This is a genomic window from Parazoarcus communis SWub3 = DSM 12120 (assembly GCF_003226565.1).
Taxonomy (GTDB): Bacteria; Pseudomonadota; Gammaproteobacteria; order Burkholderiales; family Rhodocyclaceae; genus Parazoarcus; species Parazoarcus communis.
The window spans coordinates 112,046-130,667 of sequence record NZ_QKOE01000004.1; the positions used below are offsets into that span (position 1 = coordinate 112,046).

Annotated in this window: 17 protein-coding genes; 7 read left to right on the forward strand and 10 right to left on the reverse strand. The window is 63.4% G+C overall.

Translation table 11 applies throughout. The features are described from left to right. Nucleotides 1-5: 5 nt before the first annotated feature. The 7 genes from DNK49_RS07560 to DNK49_RS07590 form a co-directional block, all read right to left on the reverse strand. Entirely contained in the window at nucleotides 6-1,184 is a 1,179-nt protein-coding gene (locus DNK49_RS07560) for an ABC transporter substrate-binding protein (RefSeq protein WP_110523733.1), read from the reverse strand. A gap of 202 nt (nucleotides 1,185-1,386) precedes the next feature. Then, nucleotides 1,387-2,373, reverse strand: a complete 987-nt coding sequence (locus DNK49_RS07565) for a PQQ-dependent catabolism-associated beta-propeller protein (RefSeq protein WP_110523734.1) — start codon at nucleotides 2,371-2,373, stop codon at nucleotides 1,387-1,389. A gap of 37 nt (nucleotides 2,374-2,410) precedes the next feature. Then, entirely contained in the window at nucleotides 2,411-3,175 is a 765-nt protein-coding gene (locus tag DNK49_RS07570; protein WP_110523735.1) for an ABC transporter ATP-binding protein, read from the reverse strand. Next, entirely contained in the window at nucleotides 3,168-3,947 is a 780-nt protein-coding gene (locus DNK49_RS07575) for an ABC transporter ATP-binding protein (protein ID WP_110523736.1), read from the reverse strand. Before DNK49_RS07575 ends, DNK49_RS07570 begins: the two co-directional genes overlap by 8 nt. A 3-nt stretch (nucleotides 3,948-3,950) precedes the next feature. After that, nucleotides 3,951-4,778, reverse strand: coding sequence for an ABC transporter permease (locus DNK49_RS07580; RefSeq protein WP_110523737.1), 828 nt, complete (start codon nucleotides 4,776-4,778; stop codon nucleotides 3,951-3,953). Further along, the gene (locus tag DNK49_RS07585) at nucleotides 4,775-5,764 is read right to left on the reverse strand and encodes an ABC transporter substrate-binding protein (RefSeq protein WP_110523738.1); all 990 of its coding nucleotides are present in this window, start codon (nucleotides 5,762-5,764) and stop codon (nucleotides 4,775-4,777) included. The genes DNK49_RS07580 and DNK49_RS07585 overlap by 4 nt, the downstream gene beginning before the upstream one ends. A 158-nt stretch (nucleotides 5,765-5,922) precedes the next feature. Next, nucleotides 5,923-7,545, reverse strand: a complete 1,623-nt coding sequence (locus DNK49_RS07590) for a sigma-54-dependent Fis family transcriptional regulator (protein ID WP_243632270.1) — start codon at nucleotides 7,543-7,545, stop codon at nucleotides 5,923-5,925. A gap of 350 nt (nucleotides 7,546-7,895) precedes the next feature. Between DNK49_RS07590 and exaC the strand changes: the two genes are divergently transcribed. The 3 genes from exaC (at nucleotide 7,896) to DNK49_RS07605 (ending at nucleotide 10,271) form a co-directional block, all read left to right on the forward strand. Beyond that, complete coding sequence (gene exaC, locus DNK49_RS07595; protein WP_110523739.1) at nucleotides 7,896-9,416, forward strand: acetaldehyde dehydrogenase ExaC; 1,521 nt, start codon at nucleotides 7,896-7,898, stop codon at nucleotides 9,414-9,416. A 112-nt stretch (nucleotides 9,417-9,528) separates the two neighbouring features. Further along, the gene (locus DNK49_RS07600) at nucleotides 9,529-9,894 is read left to right on the forward strand and encodes a DUF779 domain-containing protein (RefSeq protein ID WP_110523740.1); all 366 of its coding nucleotides are present in this window, start codon (nucleotides 9,529-9,531) and stop codon (nucleotides 9,892-9,894) included. Between the two features lie 56 nt (nucleotides 9,895-9,950). Then, nucleotides 9,951-10,271 carry a c-type cytochrome gene (locus DNK49_RS07605; RefSeq protein ID WP_110523741.1) on the forward strand — a complete coding sequence of 107 codons (321 nt, stop codon included), beginning with the start codon at nucleotides 9,951-9,953 and terminating at the stop codon, nucleotides 10,269-10,271. A gap of 216 nt (nucleotides 10,272-10,487) precedes the next feature. On the opposite strand, the gene DNK49_RS07610 is transcribed toward DNK49_RS07605, so the two are convergent. The 3 genes from DNK49_RS07610 to pedF form a co-directional block, all read right to left on the reverse strand. Then, nucleotides 10,488-11,024: a cytochrome b gene (locus tag DNK49_RS07610; protein WP_110523742.1), complete on the reverse strand. Its 537-nt coding sequence runs from the start codon at nucleotides 11,022-11,024 to the stop codon at nucleotides 10,488-10,490. Nucleotides 11,025-11,151: 127 nt separating this feature from the next. After that, on the reverse strand, nucleotides 11,152-12,006 hold the full coding sequence (locus tag DNK49_RS07615) for a substrate-binding periplasmic protein (protein ID WP_110523743.1): 855 nt from the start codon (nucleotides 12,004-12,006) through the stop codon (nucleotides 11,152-11,154). After that, nucleotides 11,996-12,442, reverse strand: coding sequence for a cytochrome c-550 PedF (pedF, locus tag DNK49_RS07620; protein ID WP_424444995.1), 447 nt, complete (start codon nucleotides 12,440-12,442; stop codon nucleotides 11,996-11,998). The genes DNK49_RS07615 and pedF overlap by 11 nt, the downstream gene beginning before the upstream one ends. 244 nt (nucleotides 12,443-12,686) lie before the next feature. Between pedF and DNK49_RS07625 the strand changes: the two genes are divergently transcribed. From DNK49_RS07625 to DNK49_RS07640, 4 genes are all read left to right on the forward strand, one after another. After that, nucleotides 12,687-14,750, forward strand: coding sequence for a sigma-54-dependent Fis family transcriptional regulator (locus tag DNK49_RS07625; RefSeq protein ID WP_110523745.1), 2,064 nt, complete (start codon nucleotides 12,687-12,689; stop codon nucleotides 14,748-14,750). A gap of 167 nt (nucleotides 14,751-14,917) precedes the next feature. After that, nucleotides 14,918-15,391, forward strand: a complete 474-nt coding sequence (locus DNK49_RS07630; protein WP_110523746.1) for a 4Fe-4S dicluster domain-containing protein — start codon at nucleotides 14,918-14,920, stop codon at nucleotides 15,389-15,391. Nucleotides 15,392-15,402: 11 nt separating this feature from the next. Then, entirely contained in the window at nucleotides 15,403-17,250 is a 1,848-nt protein-coding gene (locus DNK49_RS07635; RefSeq protein WP_110523747.1) for an aldehyde ferredoxin oxidoreductase family protein, read from the forward strand. A 99-nt stretch (nucleotides 17,251-17,349) separates the two neighbouring features. After that, complete coding sequence (locus DNK49_RS07640; RefSeq protein WP_110523748.1) at nucleotides 17,350-18,618, forward strand: NAD(P)/FAD-dependent oxidoreductase; 1,269 nt, start codon at nucleotides 17,350-17,352, stop codon at nucleotides 18,616-18,618. The last annotated feature ends 4 nt before the right edge of the window (nucleotides 18,619-18,622 follow it).

Sequence of the window (18,622 nt, forward strand, 5' to 3'; positions counted from 1 at the left end):
GGCGGTCAGAACTTGCACTGGCTGTCGCGCTGGTCGAAACCCAGCGTGTCCATATTGTTGTGCTGGTGCAGGAAACCGTCGATCGGTGCGCGCTCGATCACGGCGTTGTGGGTGGCGATCAGCAGCGGCTGGCGCAGCTGGCGGTCCCACGGACGAAAACCCAGGCGATTGCCCTTGAAGCCATCCAGCGTGATGTCCTCACCGGCAAGATAGGCGACCAGTTTGGGGAAGGGGGCGTTTTCGGTACGGACCACGGCTTCCACGACCGCTTTCACCGCCATCCAGGCCGCCCAGTCGGCGCTGCCGGGGTGGCGGTCGGCCTGTTTGATCATTCGGCTGGTCAGCTGGGGGGCGCCATGGCGTTCCCAGGCCCAGTGCCAGGCTTCCGCCACCAGACCTTCACTGCCGACCACTGGCCGCGGGCGCACGCTGCGATAAGGGACGCCGCGGGCAAATTCGCCATCGCTGTCGGCGACAAAGATTGCGTCGTAGTCGCTGCCAGCAGTCAGCAGGCCGACATTGCCCTGATTGCGTTGGCGTGGGTCATTGCTGAGCACGAAGCTGCGCTTGTCCGTGATCTTCAAGCCGAAACGTTTGGCTGCACGTTCGAAGGCGGTGGCGATCAGTTTGTCCTCGGCCAGCGGCCCCTCCAGCAGCAGGATGGAGCGCCATTTGTTCGACACCAGGAACTGCGCGATCGCGTCGGCCTGCATTGCATGGTTGGGCAGGGTATGGAAGACATGGGGCTGGCACTGTGCCTGGCGGAGCGCATCGTCCGCGGCCGATACATTGAACAGCAGTAATTCCTTGCCACGGGTGGCCCGGCCAAGTTCGGCCTGGACGGCGGCGGGGGCGTCGACCAGGAAATAGCGCACCCCTTCGGCATGGAGCCGGTCGAGTTGGGCGAGCAGCGCGCTGGTATCGGCACCGGTGGCGCGGTCGAGCTTGAAGTCGATCTTCAGCGCCTGGCCGACGAAACGTGACTCGCGCATCGCCACTTCGGCGCCGGCATAGGGGTTGCCAGGGGGCTGTGACAAGGTGCGGAAGAATGTGCGCTTGTCGTCATAGCGTACATCCTTGTCAAGCGCGAGCCAGGCAAAACGGACGGTGTCGGCCAGCGCCGGCGTGAGTGGCAGCAGACCGGCAAGCAGGGCGAAGGCGAAGCGGATCAGGTTCAGGTGCATGGCGGGATTCCGGCGGGCGGTAAGGCTGGTCACGCCGTGGGCGTGGCCGCGAGGGCTCAGAACTTGTGAATAAATCTACTGCGCGGGTCGATTGCTGCGTTGCTCACTCGCTCACTCCTCGCCTATCCATTTGATATTTCTCGTCATTCGCATCGATCGCGCCTTGCACTCGACCCGCTCGCTACGAATTCTTCGCAAGTTCTCAGTCGTCGATCACGGCAGTATGCGGTACCCGCCCGACCGGCACCGAACGCAGCACCTTCAGGGTCTTGGTGTCCACCACCGACACATCGTCCGATAGACCATTGACCACGTACAGCAGGCTGTCGTCGCGGTTCAGCGTCGCACCCCAGGCACGCTGCCCGACCAGCACGTATTGCTTGACCGCACGGCTGGCGACGTCGACAACGGCGAAGTGGTTGGCACGCCCAAGGGTCACGTAGGCGGTCTTGCCGTCACGGGTCATCACGATGCCCACCGGGGTGACGTCGTCGGCACGAAAGCCTTTGGGGGCGAAGGCCACCGTTCCCTTGATCTGGTTGTTGCGTCCGTCGATGACGGTGACCGAGCCACCCAGTTCGTTGGTGACCCAGATCTCGCTGCCATCGGGTGTGGCGGCAAAGCGGCGCGGACGGTTGCCGACAACGATGTTGGCCAGGATCGCGTTGCTGGCGGTGTCGATCACATGGACCATGTTGGCGACTTCCGAGGTGACGTACAGGCGCTTGCCGTCGGGGCTGACCATGATGCCTTCCGGCTCCTCGCCCACCTCTATCTCGGCAACGGTCTTGCCGGCGGCGACATCGATCACCGAAACCTTGGCGTCTTCCTCGTTGGAAACATAGAAGCGCTTGCCGTCCGGGCTGAAGTCGAACATCTCGGGATCTTCCCCAACCGGAATCGAGCGCACGACTTCCAGCCTGGCAATGTCGATCACGTCCACCCGCTCGTCATTGCTGGCGATGACGTACAGGGTCTTGCCGTCGGCACTGCGTTTCATGTCGCGCGGGCGCTCACCGGTCTGGATCGTCCGCACCACCTGGTGGGTCTTGCCATCGAGCACGGTCACGGCATTGTCGTTCTCGCTGCTGACAAACACGTAACCGGTGCCTTTGGCGTGGGCAGCGGGCAGGCTGAGCGCCAGCATCAGGCTGGCGGCGACGGCAGAAACAAGGGGGCGGATGCGCATGGGGGTCTCCTGGATGAACGATTCTTCTGATGTAGTTTCAGGCGTTTGCCGGGGCGGGCGTGCCACTGGTGAGCTGGAGGAAGGCGCTGGCCAGCGATGACGCGCCCGTATGAGCGACAACCTCAGCCGGTGAGCCGGAGGTCAGAACCTTGCCCCGGTGCAGCACGACAACGCGGTCGGCGGCTTCGGCTTCATCCACCAGGTGCGAGGCCCACAATATGGCAACGCCCTGATCGCGCAGCGCAAGCACTTCATCCAGCAACTGGCGGCGGGATGCCGGATCGAGTCCGACAGTGGCTTCGTCCATCAGCAGCACCGCCGGGCGGTGCAGCAGGGCACGTGCGAGCTCGACCTTGCGCCGGTTGCCGCCCGACAGGGTGCGCACCTTGGCATGCTGTTGTGCGATGAGGCCAATCCGCTGCAGGACGTCCTCGATGCGGCTTGTCGACTCACGGTCGGCAATGCCATGCAGCCGGGCATGAAAGCGCAGGTTGGCTTCCACGCTCAGGTCCAGATCAAGGGTCATTTGCTGGAACACCACCCCGATACGGCCCAGGGCCTGTACCGGGGTATGTTGCATGTTGTGGCCGTCGACCCGGACCTCGCCACCGTCGGCATTGAATAACCCGGTGAGCAACTGGAACAGCGTGCTCTTGCCGGCGCCGTTCGGGCCGAGCAGGGCAAGGAACTCGCCAGGCGCAACGTCGAAGCTGACGCCCTTGAGCGCTTCGTTGGCACCGTAGGACTTGCGCACCTGGTGTAGCTGCAGCATTGGCGCAGTGCTTGCGGGCAGATCAGGCATGTAAGGCATCCTCGTCGGCAGGCTGACCCGTGGGGGGGACAAGGCCGGTCAGTAGGGTGGGGTGGTCCTGCATCAGCCGGGCGTGCAGATGGCTGATGGCTTCGTCCTCGGGGTGGCGCGGGCGGGGAAGATCGATGCGGTGTTCGAGCAGCATCGTGGCGGGGGCCGCCGACAGGAACACGACCCGGTCGGCCAGCGCCAGCGCCTCGTGCACGTCGTGGGTGACGAACAGCACGGTGGTGCCGCAGCGCTGCCACAGGTCGATCAGCATGGTGCGCAGGCGGTTGGCGGTGGGGCGGTCGAGTGAGACGAAAGGCTCATCCATCAGCAACAGGGCAGGCTCGATGACAAAAGCGCGCGCCAGGGCGACGCGGCGCTGCATGCCGCCGGACAGCCGGCCGGGATAGACGTCGAGCACATCCCCCAGCTCCATGGCTTCAAGCAGGGCTTGCGCACGCTTGCGGGCGCTTGCGTCCTTACCCGCCACCAGGCAGACGTTGTCGATGACACTCAGCCACGGCATCAAGCGCGGCTCCTGGAACATGAAACCGGTGCGTTCGCCGGGGGCGCGGCCATCGACCCGGATGTGGCCGGCGAAATCGGTGTCCAGGCCACCCACCAGATTGAGCAGGGTGCTTTTACCGCAGCCCGAAGGGCCGACGACACAGACGAACTCTCCGGTGCGTACCGACAGGCGCAGGGCGGACAAGGCGGTGTGGATGTGGCCGCCGCGATCGGGGTAGTGCTTGTGACGGATATCGATGTCGAGCATGGGTCAGTTTCTCCAGGCGCTGAGCCGGCGTTCGAGCGGGCGCATGGCCAGGGCTTCGATCAACAGCACCACGGCGGCGAATACCAGGGTGTAGGCGAGGATGCCGGTGATGTCGAAGAACTGGAAGAATACGTTGAGCTGGAAGCCCACGCCATTGCTGCGGCCGAGCAATTCCACCACGAGCACGATCTTCCAGATCAGCGACAGCCCGGACCGCGCGGCCGCCATCAGGTAGGGCGTAAGTTGTGGCAGATAGACCCGGGAGAAGCGCGTCAGTGGCGGCAAGCGGTAGGCCTGGGCAACCTGCATCAGCCTGGGGTCGATTGCGCGCGCGCCCTCGCGCACGGTGACGATGACTGTCGGTATCTTGTTGATGGCCACGGCGACGATGGCTGCGGTATCGTTGAGGCCGAACCACACGTAGCACAGGATGATGGTCACCAGCGCCGGGATGTTGAGCCCCAGCACCAGCCAGCCATCGAGGAACAGGTCCAGCCGGCGCCAGCGCCCCATTGCGATGCCGATTGCGGTGCCGATCAGCATCGCCGCCGTGAAGGCCAGCGCCACCCGCCACAGCGTGATCGCAAGATGCTGTGGCAGCGCCAAGGACTGGCTTTCCTCGACGATGCGCCCGAGCACGGCAAGTGGTGTGGGCAGCGTGCTGGTCTGCAGCAGCATTGCAGCGGCCTGCCACAGCAGTGCGAACACCAGCAGTGAAATGAGGCGCAGGCCAGCGTCACCGCCTTGTCGGGTGCGGACGGCAGGTGCCTGCTGACGCGCGGCGATCAAGTCGGGCAAGGGGGCGCCGCCTGTGCGGCTGCGGATGTTCATTGTCCCGGGGCGCCTGACCAGAAGGTGCCTTCGGCCAGGGTGTGGGTCTTGCCGACGAGGGTGGTGCCGCCCGTCGCTGCCAGGATGGCGAAGGCCTGTCGTGCAGCCTGCTCGCCCTCGGCTGGGGGGCGGCTGGGAATGCCGGCGCGAAATCCGTCGCGCAGGGCGAGGAAGGTGGCATCGTCCTCCACCCGCATCATCGGACGCAGGCGGTGCCACACCGCGTCGTCGTCGCGCATATGGGCTTTGGCGGCCAGCGAGGCACGCAGGAAACCCGTGATTGCCTTAGGGTTGTCGCGCGCCCAGCGCTCTCGGAACACCCAGCCGACCAGCGGTAGCTCGCGCTCGATGCCCAGGCCTTCGAGGATCTGCGCCATGCTCAGCATCTCGACCAGGCCGGCGCCTTGCAGACGCGCGCCGTAGTGCCAGAAATTGAGCGCGGCCGGTAGCTCTCCGCGCAGTGTCAACTCGTTGAGCAGCGGTGGGGCGACGAAGTCGGCCTGTACCAGGCTGGCGGCATCTTCACCGAGCGTGCGGCGAGCGTAGGCGCGCAGCAGCAGCCAGCTTTTGTCGAGTGGCCCTCCGGCCACCCCCACGCGTTTGCCGCGCAGGTCAGCCAGGCTGGCGATGCCGCTGTCTGGCTTCACCATCAGGCCGCCGACCGCGAGCGAATAGGGCACAAAGGTGAAATCGCGGCCTTCTGCGCGCTGCCTTGCGACCCAGATCCAGTCGTTGACGATCACATCGACCGCTTGCCCCTGAATCGCGACGTTGGTCGCATCCTTCAGTGCCAGCGGCACGATCTCCAGGCGGATGCCCTCGCGCTCGGCAAAGCCGCCGCTGCGCATGACTTCGAGTTCCCAGCTGACGGTGCCGAACTGCAGTACGCCGACGCGCACGGTCACCGGTTCGGCTGCCTGAGCCGGCAGCAGCAGGCTGCAGGCGAGCGCCAATAGCAGGGCGCGGGCTGTGATGATCAGCCTCATGGGTCTCCTCCGTCCAGGCAATGGATTTGCCTTGTTTATCGTAGCCTGCTTGACCGCCCGGTAATGCGGAATCGGGCACATGGATGGTCGGCCGGCAACATGAGCAAGCAGGCATCATGCCAATACTGGCCATGATGTACCGGATGCCTGCCTGTGTGTCAGGCGCCTGCAGCTTCGAGGAGTTCCTCGGGGATGTCTTCCGGGCCGAGTTGGCCAGCGTCATCGCCCATCAGCGCCAGTATCAGCCGGAGCCGGTTGTTGAGCTCGCTCAGATTGCCCGGCCAGCGGTTGCGCCGTAACAGCGCGAGCGCATCCGGGCAGACGTGGATGGTCCGCTCGGTGCAGGCGCTGCGCACGAAGTAGCGAACCAGTGCGTCAAAGTCGCTGCGCTCGCGCAAGGGGGGGAGTTCAATCGTGCGACCCTGATGATGTTCGAAGGTTGTGCGATCCATCCAGTTGGATGTGGTGACGTCGAGGGGGCAGCGGGTGGCCGCAACAATGCGGGTGGTCGCGCCAGCAGCGGCGAACAGCCGTGACTGCGCCGCAATGGGCATGGCGTCGATGTCGGTCAGGTAAAGCGTGCCGCCTTGCGCCTGACGCAAGGCATGGTCGATCTCGCTGTCAAGCAGCGGGCTGCTGGCCAATGCGCGGCAGTCGAGGCTGATCAGCGTGCTGTCGATACCGAAGCGCTGGCGGGACAGATGCAGCAGGTGGCGTTTGCCGGTGCCGGTTTCACCGGCGAGCAGCAGCGGACCCGCGGCGCGCTCGGCATGCCAGCTGGAGATGGCCTCGATGGCGTGGGTAATGCGCGTGTCCAGGCCCGGCATGGCATCCCAGCCGCTGCTGACTGCGGCCTGCAGGTGGGCGGGATTTGCGGCGCCTGGTCTGGAGGTCGTATTGCTGCGGGCGCGCAGATCCACCAACGCGATGCAGGTCTGGCCATGGCGGGTGCGCAATGGGAAAGGCGTTCTTCGGCCGAAAGCAGCCCAGTCGACGAGCCCTTGCCAGCGGGTGGTGAAGCTCTCGTCGCAGGATGTCTGTGGATATTCGCCCTGCAGATGGAGCAAGGCGCGTGCGGCGCGGTTGCTGGCAAGCAGTCTGCCGGATTCATCAAATACGGCCAGTGCCTCCAGCGGGCTTCCCAGCAGATCCGGACGAACGTGGAAGTGAATCGCGAGAAAGCCTTCATCGAGGCTTTCGATCAGGCGATGTTCGATGCACTCGGCCGTCGTGCGCAGCAACGCATCCGCATGCGACAGGTTGGCGCGGGCGTCGGTCGAGATGTCGAGGATGCCAGCAACTCCACCGTCGGGCGCAAAGATCGGCGTGGCAACACAGGTGAGGAAGCGGTTGCGCTCAAGATAATGCTGGGCGCCCTCCACCGCGACCGTCTGGTGGGTGACGAGTGCGGTGCCAATGGCATTGGTGCCCATTGTCGCTTCGGTCCATGTGGCGCCAGGGCCGAGGGAGACGCGTGAGGCTCGATCCAGAAACCGGGTGTCGCCGATGGCGCTCAGGATCAGGCCGTGTTCGTCGGTCAGCAGTACGGTGGAGCTGGGGCAGTCGATCTGCTGGAACAGGTTCTCGATGACCGGCCGCGAAAAGGTCAGCAGACGGGCATTGGCCTCGAGGCGGTCACGCAGATCCGCGCGACAGATCAGTGCATCGAACGGGGCGTCTTCCTGGCGCAAGCCATGCCGCTGACTGCGCGCCCAGGAGGCGTGCAGATCCACCGGCTCGGGTGCGGCCGGCATGTTGGCGGAGTGACTTGCATCGTTCATGTGCGTGTCTCATGCAGGAAGTGTGCCTTCCGCGCACGTCAACCTGGGTTTCATTGCTGGAAGTCGCGGTATTCCGATGATCCGGGGAGGTGGCCCCTGCGTCGATATGCATTTTTCTGCATAGTCGAAGTGCATCGCATTGGGACAGGTGTGCGGCAATTGAGCAGTCTGCGCAACAGTTGCGGAACACCCTGAAAACAGCTTTGAAAACAGGGTTATAGAATCCAGTTTATTGATTTAAAAGATTTAATCGGCTTGTTGAGCAGCATGGGCACAAGCTGGCATGTGACCTGCGATAAGTCCTGCAACGCAACTCGGCGTTTCCAACCCCGGATTCAGGAGACAGCAACATGATTTACGCAATGCCCGGCCAGCCTGATGCCAAGGTGCAGTTCAAGGCCAAGTACGACAACTTCATTGGTGGACAATGGGTTGCACCGATCAAGGGCGAATACTTCGATGTGATTACCCCGGTCAGTGGCCAGGTTTACACCCAGGCGGCACGCTCGACTGCGGAAGACATTGAACTGGCGCTGGATGCCGCGCATGCCGCATTCCCGAAATGGGGCAAGACTGACGCGACCACACGCTCCAATATTCTGCTGAAGATCGCCGATCGTCTTGAGCAGAACCTCGAGTTGTTGGCCTACGCCGAGACCGTCGATAACGGCAAGCCGATCCGCGAGACGCTGAACGCCGACATTCCGCTGGCTGTCGATCATTTCCGTTACTTTGCCGGTTGCCTGCGCTCGCAGGAAGGTGGAATCTCGGAGATTGATGAGAACACCATGGCCTATCACATCCACGAGCCGCTGGGTGTGGTCGGTCAGATCATTCCATGGAACTTCCCCATCCTGATGGCGGCATGGAAGCTGGCCCCGGCACTGGGTGCTGGCAATTGCGTGGTGCTCAAGCCGGCCGAGTCGACGCCGATCTCGATCCTGATTCTGGTTGATCTGATTGCCGACCTGCTGCCGCCAGGCGTGCTGAACATCGTCAATGGCCTGGGGCGTGAGGCCGGCATGCCGCTGGCGACCAGCAAGCGCATCGCCAAGATCGCCTTCACCGGCTCGACCTCGACCGGACGCGTCATTGCCCAGGCAGCAGCCAACAACCTGATTCCGGCAACGTTGGAACTGGGTGGCAAGTCGCCCAACATCTTCTTTGCCGACATCATGGACAAGGATGATGGCTTCCTCGACAAGGCCATTGAGGGCATGGTGCTGTTCGCCTTCAACCAGGGCGAGGTGTGCACCTGCCCGAGTCGCGCGCTGATCCAGGAGTCGATCTACGAAGCCTTCATCGATCGCGTGGTCAAGCGTGTTGCGGCAATCAAGCAGGGTAGCCCGCTCGATACCGAAACCATGATGGGTGCGCAGGCCTCGCAGATCCAGATGGAAAAGATCGAGTCCTACCTGAAGCTGGGCAAGGAAGAGGGGGCTCAGGTATTGATCGGTGGCGAGCGTGCCCGCCTTGGCGGTGCGATCGAGGGTGGCTACTACATTCAGCCGACGCTGTTCAAGGGCCACAACAAGATGCGCATCTTCCAGGAGGAAATCTTCGGACCAGTGCTCGCGGTGACCACCTTCAAGGACGAAGCTGAAGCGCTGGCGATTGCCAACGACACCATCTACGGCCTGGGTGCCGGGGTGTGGAGCCGCAATGGCAACGTCGCTTATCGCATGGGGCGCGCCATCCAGGCGGGTCGTGTATGGACCAACTGCTATCACGCCTACCCTGCCCATGCCGCTTTCGGCGGCTACAAGGAGTCCGGCATCGGTCGCGAAACGCACAAGGTCATGCTCGACCACTATCAGCAGACCAAGAACCTGCTGGTCAGCTACGCCGAACAGAAGCTCGGCTTCTTCTGATATTGAAGATTCCCTGCCTGTGCGCCTCAGTCAGGGATGCAAGTGTTTCTCCCTCCTCATGAAAGTGAGTTCCGGGCGGCTTAGGCCGCCCGTTTTTTTTTTGGAGCCGGGCATGGTGGATCGCGTGATTGCCACTGAGGCAGCGCTGGCGCTGATCGAGTTGCTGCGCGCCAAGCATGGTGAGTTGATGTTTCATCAGTCGGGTGGATGCTGCGATGGCAGCTCGGCCAATTGTTATCTTCCGGGCGAGATCAACGTCGGTGGCGACGTGCTGCTGGGCGAAATTGGCGGCTGTCCTTTCTACATCAGTCCCTCGCAGTACACGTACTGGAAGCACACTCAGCTGATCATCGATGCGGTCGATGCCTGTGGTGCCGGATCGTTCTCACTGGAGGAGCCCGAAGGCAAGAGTTTTCTGACCCGATCGCGCTTGTTCACTGATGAGGAATGGAGCTTGCTGAAGGATTCGCTAAGCTGAAAGACATAGATTCAAACCGGGCGCAGGGGGCTGCGTCGAACACCAAGGAGAAGACCATGAAATCTGTAATCGCACTTGCTGCCGCTGCTGGGCTGCTGCTTTCCGGGCCGGCTGCGGCTTCGCTGGAGATCGTCAAGAAGGCCCGCTGCGTGGCCTGTCATGCCGTGGATAAGAAGATGGTGGGGCCGTCCTACCGGGAGGTTGCCGAGAAATACAAGGGGCAGGCCGGTGCGGCCGAGTTGCTGGCGGGCAAGGTGCGTAATGGCGGATCAGGTGTCTGGGGCGCGATCCCGATGACCCCCAACGACGCGAGCAAGATCAGCGACGAGAATCTCAAGGCGGCGATCGAGTGGATTCTGGCGGGCGCGCCGAACTGAGAACTTGTGAAGAAATCGTAGCGAGCGGGTCGAGTGCAAGGCGCGAGCGATGCGAACGACGAGACATATCAAATGGATAGGCGAGGCGTGAGCGAGTGAGCAACGCAGCAATCGACCCGCGCAGTAGATTTATTCACAAGTTCTGAGGTGACACGTGCACCTGTTCCATTATGGAACAGGTGCTTCGCTTTGTAGCAATGATGGAGCAGCGTTTGATCAGCAGTCAGGGCCGCGACCGGGCAGCATTCGGGTCAGAACGGGGATGCCCTGGCGCTGATGAAGGATGACCGCAGCAACATGGGCGACCAGCACCGCCATCAGAGTCCATGTCAGTACGCTGTGAACCGTGCCGAACAGCGCATTGAGTGTTTCGTCCGGATAGCCCGCCTTCGGAATGGAGAGTCCGAACACCCGCATCGGATAAGGTGTGAAGCTGCTCGAAAGATAGCCACTCAAGGGGGTGAGCAGCAGCAGGAGGTAGAGCAGTCGGTGGCCCATCCGCGCCATTCCGTGCTGCCGGGGTGTCAGGCGGGGGTCTGTGGGGGGGCGATGGGTCAGTCGCCAGGCCAGCCTCAGGCCGAACAACAGTAGCGCCAGGACGCCAAGGGATTTGTGCAGGCTGATCGCCGCGCTGCGTTCTGCGCCCTTGGGTAAATCGGTCATGGTCAGGCCGAGGCCAAGCAGTGTCAGGATCAGGGCCGCATGCAGCCAGTGCAATGCAATCGAGCCCGCGTCGTAGCGAGGGGGTCTCATGAAGTCGTCTCCTTGTGAATGCCCGTGAAAAATGCCTTCAACCGCCATCGGGACGGCGGTTGAAGGCGTTGGGGTGCGGGGACGGGCGTAAGGCGGTTTGGCCCGATGAGCGGGCTCTCGGGATGCCTCAGTTGTCGCCCGGTACGCGATGGTTCGCGCCGTGGCGGCTGAAGATGCTGGCGAGTTCGCCGCTGCGCTGCAGGTCGGCCAGGGCGTCGCCCAAGGCCTTTTCCAGTGCCTGGCTCTCGGCCTTCACCGCCATGCCCAAGGGCCAGCCGGTAATGCGCATTTCGGGCATCTGCAGGGTGTCGATGACAAAACCGCTGCTGCCGGAGAGCGCGGCTTCCAGCTCGGTACGAGTGCCGATCACGGCGGCAACTTCGTCGGCTTTCAGTCCGGCAACGGCCAGTGCGATGCTGCGGTAGTGGGTGACGTTGTCACGCAGGCGGCCATTGAGCACATGGAGCATGAAGTCGCTGCCGTGGGTGTCGACTTCGGCGCCAATGCGTTCGCGGGTGAAGACTTCGAATGCGTTTGCCGCCGAGCCTGCAACGGGCGGTACGCGCTGCGGATTGCGTGCGACTGCCATGCTTTCGAGATGGTAGGGCGCAAAGATGCTGACCTTGTCGTTGGCGGCGGCCAGGTGCTTATCTACCGGGACATGCAGCATCACATCGCCTGGGCGGGTGCCCAGGTAGTGACCGCGCCAAACCATGTTGCGCAGGTCGTCGTTCATGTCCTCGTCGGCGGGGAACTCGACGAACTCCGGGCGCAGCCCCAGCTTGCCGGCCAGCGCCTTGCCGATGTCGATGTCGATACCCTTGCCCTTTACCGACCAGGGCGCAAAGTCCGCATACACCGCGATGCGCAGCGCGCCGGCTTGCTGCAGTTCGAGTCCGGCGGCACCGGCAACGCCGGGCAGCGCGGCGCTGGCCAGCAGCGCACTGCCGGCCAGCAGGAAGTGTCTTCTGTCATTCTTCATGAACAGTCTCCAGCCAGGCGCGGATGGCCCACATTGCCTCCTGCGGCAGGATACCCTCGAACGGCGGCATGTACACACGGCCGTCCCGGCTGGCGCCGTTGCGGATGCGCTGCATGAAGATTTCGTCACCATCGGCATCGTTGGGCAGGTAGCGCAGGTCGGGTGCAATGCCGCCGGATACGCCGCCCAGGCCGTGGCAGCGCGCGCAGTTCTGGTTGTATGCGGAGTCGCCGATGCGGATCGCCTCCTTGTCCTTGCTGTAGGGATTGCGTTCCAGCCAGGCTTCGCCGAGTGGCTTCAGCGTCGATACGTCCACTGCCTGGGGGGTTACATCACCGTGGGCGCCGGCCATTGATGCGGCACCGGCCAGCAATACTGCGAGGCTGGCCTTGCGCAGCGCGCGGGTGATCGTCTCCTTGTTGTACTTGTGTTCCACTTTTCTACTCCTCATGGCAAAGATTGAAGCTCTTCAATTTCGGTGTGCCGGTACCTCCGGTTAAGGGGCATACTGCAAGCGGTGTGCCACCATGTTCGACTTCCCGCGCTGGCAAGGAACTTGCTGTTCCATGGCGCGGCTTTGATCGCGGCAGTTGCTGCGATTCGAGGCAGGTGCTAAGTTTTGAGACATCCCCGTACTACAAAAATATGATCTTTTGCGGGGAGTACAAGGAGGAGGAGGAATGACGGGTCAGCTTCTGGCCGGCGGAGCGCGCGAACTGCGCGTCACCGAGGCAAGGCGGCAGTTCTTCGAGGAGGGGGCTTGTCCTGAGGGCGAGCTGCCGGCCGAGGTGCTGCGGTCGTGGTTGCGTTGCCGTGATTCGGGGGTGGACTACCAGGCTGACGGGCGTGGAGACCCTGAGGGACGTAGTGGCCTGGTTGCGGCCCGCGAGCGCAGCGAACTGCTGCTCTCCAACGCCAGTGGTGTCATGGAGCACGTGTTCGAGCAGATCCGCGCCTCGGGCAGCATGGTCATCCTGGCCGACGATCAGGGCATGATCCTGCACAGCCTGGGTGACCCGGACTTCGTCAATCGTGCGCAGCGCGTTGCGCTGCAGCCCGGTGCCCTGTGGAGCGAGTCACTGCGCGGTACCAATGCCATTGGGACGACGCTGGTCGAGGCGGCGCCGGTCGAAGTGATTGGTGCGGAACACTTTCTCGATCGCAACGGCATCCTGACCTGTAGCGCGGCACCGGTATTCAGCCCGACCGGCGAGGTGGCGGGGGTGCTCGACATCTCCGGTGACAGTCGCAGCAATCAGCGCCACACCCTGGGTCTGGTACGGCTGGCTGCGCAGTTGCTGGAAAAGCGCCTGTTCGAGATCCAGTACGCACGCGAGATCGTGGTTGCCATTCACGCCCGGCCCGAATGTATTGGCGGTTTGCAGGAAGGCTTGCTGGCGGTGTCGCCGGAAGGGCGTGTCGTGGGTGCCAACTCGATCGCCCGCGGTCTGCTCAAGTCGCTACCGGCTGGACTCGAGGCGGTGGATTTCAGCGCGGTCAGCCGGCTGGCGTTTGGCAGCTTCATCGATCGCTGTACGCGTGACCCCTATGCCTTGCAGGCCCTCGATCTGCGCTGTGGCGAACGCGTATTCGCGCGCCTGCGTGGCGCACCACCGCTGATCGGCATGGCTGCACGCGGCAATCGTCCGGCAGCGGAGTCGCCGGCTCGCGTGCAGGAGGCCGCGCCCAAACCGTGTAACCGCCGCACCGGCGAGATCACCCTTGAATGTCTGGCAACCGGCGACCCACGCCTGCAACTGGCGCTCGACCGTGCGGCGCGGATCACCGGCAAGGACATTCCCTTGTTGATTCAGGGGGAGTCCGGGGTTGGCAAGGAGCTGTTTGCGCGCGCCTTCCATTTCTCCGGTCCGCGCAGCGATGGGCCCTTTGTTGCGCTCAACTGTGCGGCCATTCCCGAGAACCTGATCGAGTCCGAGCTCTTTGGTTATGTGGGTGGGGCCTTTACCGGCGCCCGCCGCGAGGGGTCGGTGGGCAAGATCCAGCAAGCCCATGGCGGCACCCTGTTCCTTGACGAAATTGGTGACATGCCGCTGGGCATGCAGGCGCGCTTGCTGCGCGTGCTGCAGGAGCGCTGCGTGACCCCGGTGGGGGGGCAGCGCCAGATCCCGGTTGATATCTCGCTGGTGTGCGCCACCCACCGCATGTTGCGCGATGCGGTGCGTGCGGGCAGTTTCCGCGAAGATCTCTATTACCGCGTGAACGGCCTGACCGTTACCGTACCGCCCTTGCGTGACCGCACCGACATCCGATCGATCGTGGCCAACATTCTCGAGGCCGAACTGGCAGGCACGCCACGCGAGGGGCAGGTCAGCATCGGCGGGCAGGTGCTGGATTTCTTCGAACGTTACCCGTGGCCGGGTAATGTGCGCCAGTTGCAGAACGTCATCCGGGTTGCCGCAGCCCTGCTGGACGATGATGAGACCGAGATCCTGCCGGTGCATCTGCCAGAGGAGTTGTTTGGCGCCGACCCGATGGATGATGCCGAGAGTGGGCAAGGGCTGCTGCAGGACGCCGGGCAGCCCCCGCGCTCGATGGCGGCTGTCATGCCGACGGCGCAGCCTGCCCCGTTGATGGCAGCCGGTGGTGCCCGTAGCCTGGATGAGATTGAACTCGAGGCCATTGCGGTGGTGATGCGTGAGGTCGGAGGCAATGTCTCGGCAGCGGCGCGACGGCTTGGTATCAGCCGCAATACCCTGTACCGCAAGATCGGGCGCATGAGCTGAATTTTTGCCGCAGTGAGCGAGGAGGTTCCGGCGCCGGTTCCGGGACGTGAAAGCCTCGCTGTACCGTGTTTTCACCGCCAGCCGGCTTTGTTTCGAAATCAGGTATGAACCGTGCTTCATAGCTCGGGCGTCATGACCTTAAAACAACCTTTCGGAGGAGAAGATCGATGTGGAAATCGCTTCATATTGATCCCGCGAAGTGCACGGGCTGTCTGCAATGCGAGATGGCCTGTTCCTATGAGCACACCGGGGTCTTCAATCCCAGCAAGTCACGCATCAAGGTGTTCAATTTCGAGACAGAAGGGCGCAAGGTGCCCTACACCTGTACCCAGTGCACCGAAGCCTGGTGTCTGAACGCCTGTCCGGTCGATGCGATCCGGGTGGATCTCACCACCGGCGCCAAAATGGTGTTCGACGATACCTGCGTTGGCTGCAAGGTGTGCACGATCTCCTGTCCGTTCGGCACGATCAATTACAACCAGGATACCGGCAAGGTGCAGAAGTGCGACTTGTGCGAAGGCAACCCGGCCTGTGCCGAGGCCTGCCCCACCGGCGCCATCACCTATGTGGATGCTGACTGGACCGGCCTGGACAAGATGCGCGCCTGGGCTGCCAAGGCCAACACCCCCACCACTGCCTGAGGAGGACGACCATGGGTTGGAACCGTAAAGTCCTGCGCGTGAACCTCACCGCAGGCACCTGTACCGAAGAGCCGTTGAACATGCAGTGGGCGCAGGATTACCTGGGCTCGCGTGGCCTCGCCACCAAATACCTGGTGTCCGAGATCGACCCCAAGGTCGACCCGCTGTCGGCCGACAACAAGATGATCATGGCGACCGGTCCGCTGACTGGCACCATGGCCTCGACCGGGGGCCGCTACACCGTGGTTACCAAGGGGCCCCTGACCGGCGCGATCGCCTGTTCGAACTCGGGCGGCTTCTTTGGTGCCGAGCTGAAGTTCGCCGGCTGGGACATGATCATCTTCGAAGGCAAATCACCCAAGCCGGTTTATCTCTACGTTGAGAACGACAAGGCCGAGTTGCGCGATGCCGGCCATCTGTGGGGCAAGAGCTGCTGGGATACCGAAGAAACGATCAAGCACGAGTTGCAGGACCCGCTGGTGCGGGTGTCGTCGATCGGCGTCGCGGGCGAGAACCAGGTGTTGTTTGCCTGCATCGTCAACGATCTGCATCGTGCAGCTGGCCGCTCCGGCGTCGGTGCGGTGATGGGCTCGAAGAACCTGAAGGCGGTGGCACTGCGTGGTACGCAGGGCGTGTCGGGCATCAAGGATTTCCGCGCCTTCATGAAGGCCACCACCGAGGCCAAGAAAGTACTGGCCGACAATGCCGTCACCGGGCAGGGGCTGCCGAAGTACGGCACCCAGGTGCTGATGAACGTGATCAACGAGATGGGCGCGCTGCCCACCCGTAACCACCGCGACGTGCAGTTCGAGGATGCGGGCAAGATCTCTGCCGAGGCCATGCACGAGAAGCGCGAGTCCGATGGCAAGCCGCAGCTGGTGACCAACGCCGCCTGCTTTGGCTGCACCATTGCCTGTGGGCGGATCTCGGAGATCGACAAGGGCCACTTCACGGTCAAGAACAGCCCGAAGTACTGGGGCGCCTCAGGTGGTCTGGAGTACGAGGCGGCCTGGGCGCTGGGTGCAGCCAATGGTGTGGGCGACCTCGAAGCCCTGCAGTATGCCAACCTGATCTGCAACGAACAGGGCATGGACCCGATTTCCTTCGGTGCCACCGTGGGCGCGGTGATGGAACTCTACGACATGGGTGTCATCACCCGCGACATGCTCGGCATCGATGCGCCCTTCGGTTCGGCCGAAGCGCTGGCGAAGATGGTGGAGATGACCGCGCTGGGCGAGGGCTTTGGCAAGGAAATCGGTCAGGGTTCCAAGCGGCTGTGCACCAAGTTTGGCCATCCCGAGCTGTCGATGAGCGTGAAGGGGCAGGAGTTCCCCGCCTACGACTCGCGCGGCATCCAGGGCATGGGCCTGACGTACGCGACCTCCAACCGTGGTGCCTGCCACCTGCGCTCCTACACCGTGGCGTCCGAAGTGCTGGGGATTCCGGTCAAGACCGATCCCCTGACCACCGATGGCAAGCCCGAGCTGGTCAAGGCCTTCCAGGATGCCACTGCGGTGTTCGACTCGGCCGGTATCTGCGTGTTCACCAGCTTTGCCTGGACCCTGGCTGACGTGCAACCGCAACTGGATGCGGCCTGCGAGGGCGACTGGAGCATGGACAAGCTCAACGAAGTCGGCGAGCGTGTCTGGAACATGGAGCGCATGTTCAACAATGCGGCCGGTTTCACCGCCAAGGACGACAACCTGCCGCCGCGCCTGACCACCGAGCCGGCCAAGACCGGTCCGGCCAAGGGCTTGGTCAATGGTCTGGCCAAGATGTTGCCGGAGTACTATCAGGTGCGTGGCTGGACGCCGGATGGCGAGCCCACCGCGGAAACCCGCTCGCGACTCGGTCTTTAAACCTGACCTGTAAGCCATCTGGCGGCGGCAAGCTGCCGCCGCCAGTGTTGATCGTACCGCCCCGCAAGGGGCGGTACGCCCTTGCATCGAGGATGCTGCATGAAACACGTGATACTCGGTAACGGCCCCGCGGGTGTGGTGGCGGCCGAAACCCTGCGCCGCGCCGCGCCGCAGGACGAAATCGTGCTGGTGGGCAACGAGGATGCGCCGCCGTACTCGCGCATGGCCATCCCTTATCTGCTGGAAGAGAACATCGACGAAACCGGCACCTATCTGCGCAAGGCGCCGGGCCATTTCGAAAAGCTCCGTATCCGCGAATTGCGCGGTCGCGCGGTTGCACTGGATACCGACCAGCGCCGCATCCTGTTCTTCGATGGTCACTTCGAAGACTATGACCGGCTGCTGATCGCGACGGGATCGCACCCGGTGCGGCCGCCGATTCCCGGTGTGGATCTGCCCGAGGTGCAGACCTGCTGGACGCTGGAAGACGCCCGCGCCATTGCCCGCCATGCCCAACCCGGTGCCAGGGTGCTGCAACTTGGCGCCGGCTTCATCGGCTGCATCATCATGGAAGCGCTGGCCAAGCGCGGAGTCGAGCTGACAGTGGTCGAAATGGGCGACCGCATGGTACCGCGGATGATGACGCCTCAGGCAGGCGGCATGATCAAGCGTTGGGTCGAGGACAAGGGCATCCGTGTGGTGACCCAGGCGGGTGTCAGCCGCATCGACCGCCACGACGGCGACACGCCCTTGAAGGTGACCCTGACCACCGGCGACACGCTCGATTGCGATCTGGTCATCGTCGCTGCCGGGGTGGCGCCCAATGTGGCCTTTCTGGAAGGTACCGGGGTGCATGTGGCCAAGGGGGTGCTGGTGGATGACAAGCTGGAGACCAGTGTTCCGGGTATCTATGCCGCAGGTGACGTGGCCGAGGCGCCCGACCTGTTTACCGGTGCCCACCTGGTCGCGGCGATCCAGCCCAACGCAGCCGATCAGGCACGGGTGGCGGCGCTCAACATGGCCGGTCGTCAGACCCGGCTCAATGGCGTGCTGGCGATCAACGTGCTTGATACCCTGGGGCTGATCTCCACCTCTTTCGGGCAGTGGTGGGGCGAGACTGCGGACAAGGGTGGTCAGGGCGTCGAGCATGTTGACGAAACGCGCAGCCGCTATCTCAGTCTGCAGTTCAAGGACGACGTGCTGATCGGTGCAACCTCCATCGGGCTGACCGAGCATGTCGGTGCGCTGCGTGGCCTGATCCATGGTCAGGTCAGACTGGGCAAGTGGAAGGATCGCCTGCTGGAGACCCCGCTGGCCTTCGTCGAGGCTTACGTCGCCACTTCGCAGCCGATGGCGTTGACGCGTTGAGGAT

Bases quoted from the DNA above. Each gene is read 5' to 3' on its own strand.
- DNK49_RS07560 (WP_110523733.1), bottom strand. From the start codon at position 1,184: ATGCACCTGAACCTGATCCGCTTCGCCTTCGCCCTGCTTGCCGGTCTG.
- DNK49_RS07565 (WP_110523734.1), bottom strand. From the start codon at position 2,373: ATGCGCATCCGCCCCCTTGTTTCTGCCGTCGCCGCCAGCCTGATGCTG.
- DNK49_RS07570 (WP_110523735.1), bottom strand. From the start codon at position 3,175: ATGCCTGATCTGCCCGCAAGCACTGCGCCAATGCTGCAGCTACACCAG.
- DNK49_RS07575 (WP_110523736.1), bottom strand. From the start codon at position 3,947: ATGCTCGACATCGATATCCGTCACAAGCACTACCCCGATCGCGGCGGC.
- DNK49_RS07580 (WP_110523737.1), bottom strand. From the start codon at position 4,778: ATGAACATCCGCAGCCGCACAGGCGGCGCCCCCTTGCCCGACTTGATC.
- DNK49_RS07585 (WP_110523738.1), bottom strand. From the start codon at position 5,764: ATGAGGCTGATCATCACAGCCCGCGCCCTGCTATTGGCGCTCGCCTGC.
- DNK49_RS07590 (WP_243632270.1), bottom strand. From the start codon at position 7,545: ATGAACGATGCAAGTCACTCCGCCAACATGCCGGCCGCACCCGAGCCG.
- exaC (WP_110523739.1), top strand. From the start codon at position 7,896: ATGATTTACGCAATGCCCGGCCAGCCTGATGCCAAGGTGCAGTTCAAG.
- DNK49_RS07600 (WP_110523740.1), top strand. From the start codon at position 9,529: ATGGTGGATCGCGTGATTGCCACTGAGGCAGCGCTGGCGCTGATCGAG.
- DNK49_RS07605 (WP_110523741.1), top strand. From the start codon at position 9,951: ATGAAATCTGTAATCGCACTTGCTGCCGCTGCTGGGCTGCTGCTTTCC.
- DNK49_RS07610 (WP_110523742.1), bottom strand. From the start codon at position 11,024: ATGAGACCCCCTCGCTACGACGCGGGCTCGATTGCATTGCACTGGCTG.
- DNK49_RS07615 (WP_110523743.1), bottom strand. From the start codon at position 12,006: ATGAAGAATGACAGAAGACACTTCCTGCTGGCCGGCAGTGCGCTGCTG.
- DNK49_RS07625 (WP_110523745.1), top strand. From the start codon at position 12,687: ATGACGGGTCAGCTTCTGGCCGGCGGAGCGCGCGAACTGCGCGTCACC.
- DNK49_RS07630 (WP_110523746.1), top strand. From the start codon at position 14,918: ATGTGGAAATCGCTTCATATTGATCCCGCGAAGTGCACGGGCTGTCTG.
- DNK49_RS07635 (WP_110523747.1), top strand. From the start codon at position 15,403: ATGGGTTGGAACCGTAAAGTCCTGCGCGTGAACCTCACCGCAGGCACC.
- DNK49_RS07640 (WP_110523748.1), top strand. From the start codon at position 17,350: ATGAAACACGTGATACTCGGTAACGGCCCCGCGGGTGTGGTGGCGGCC.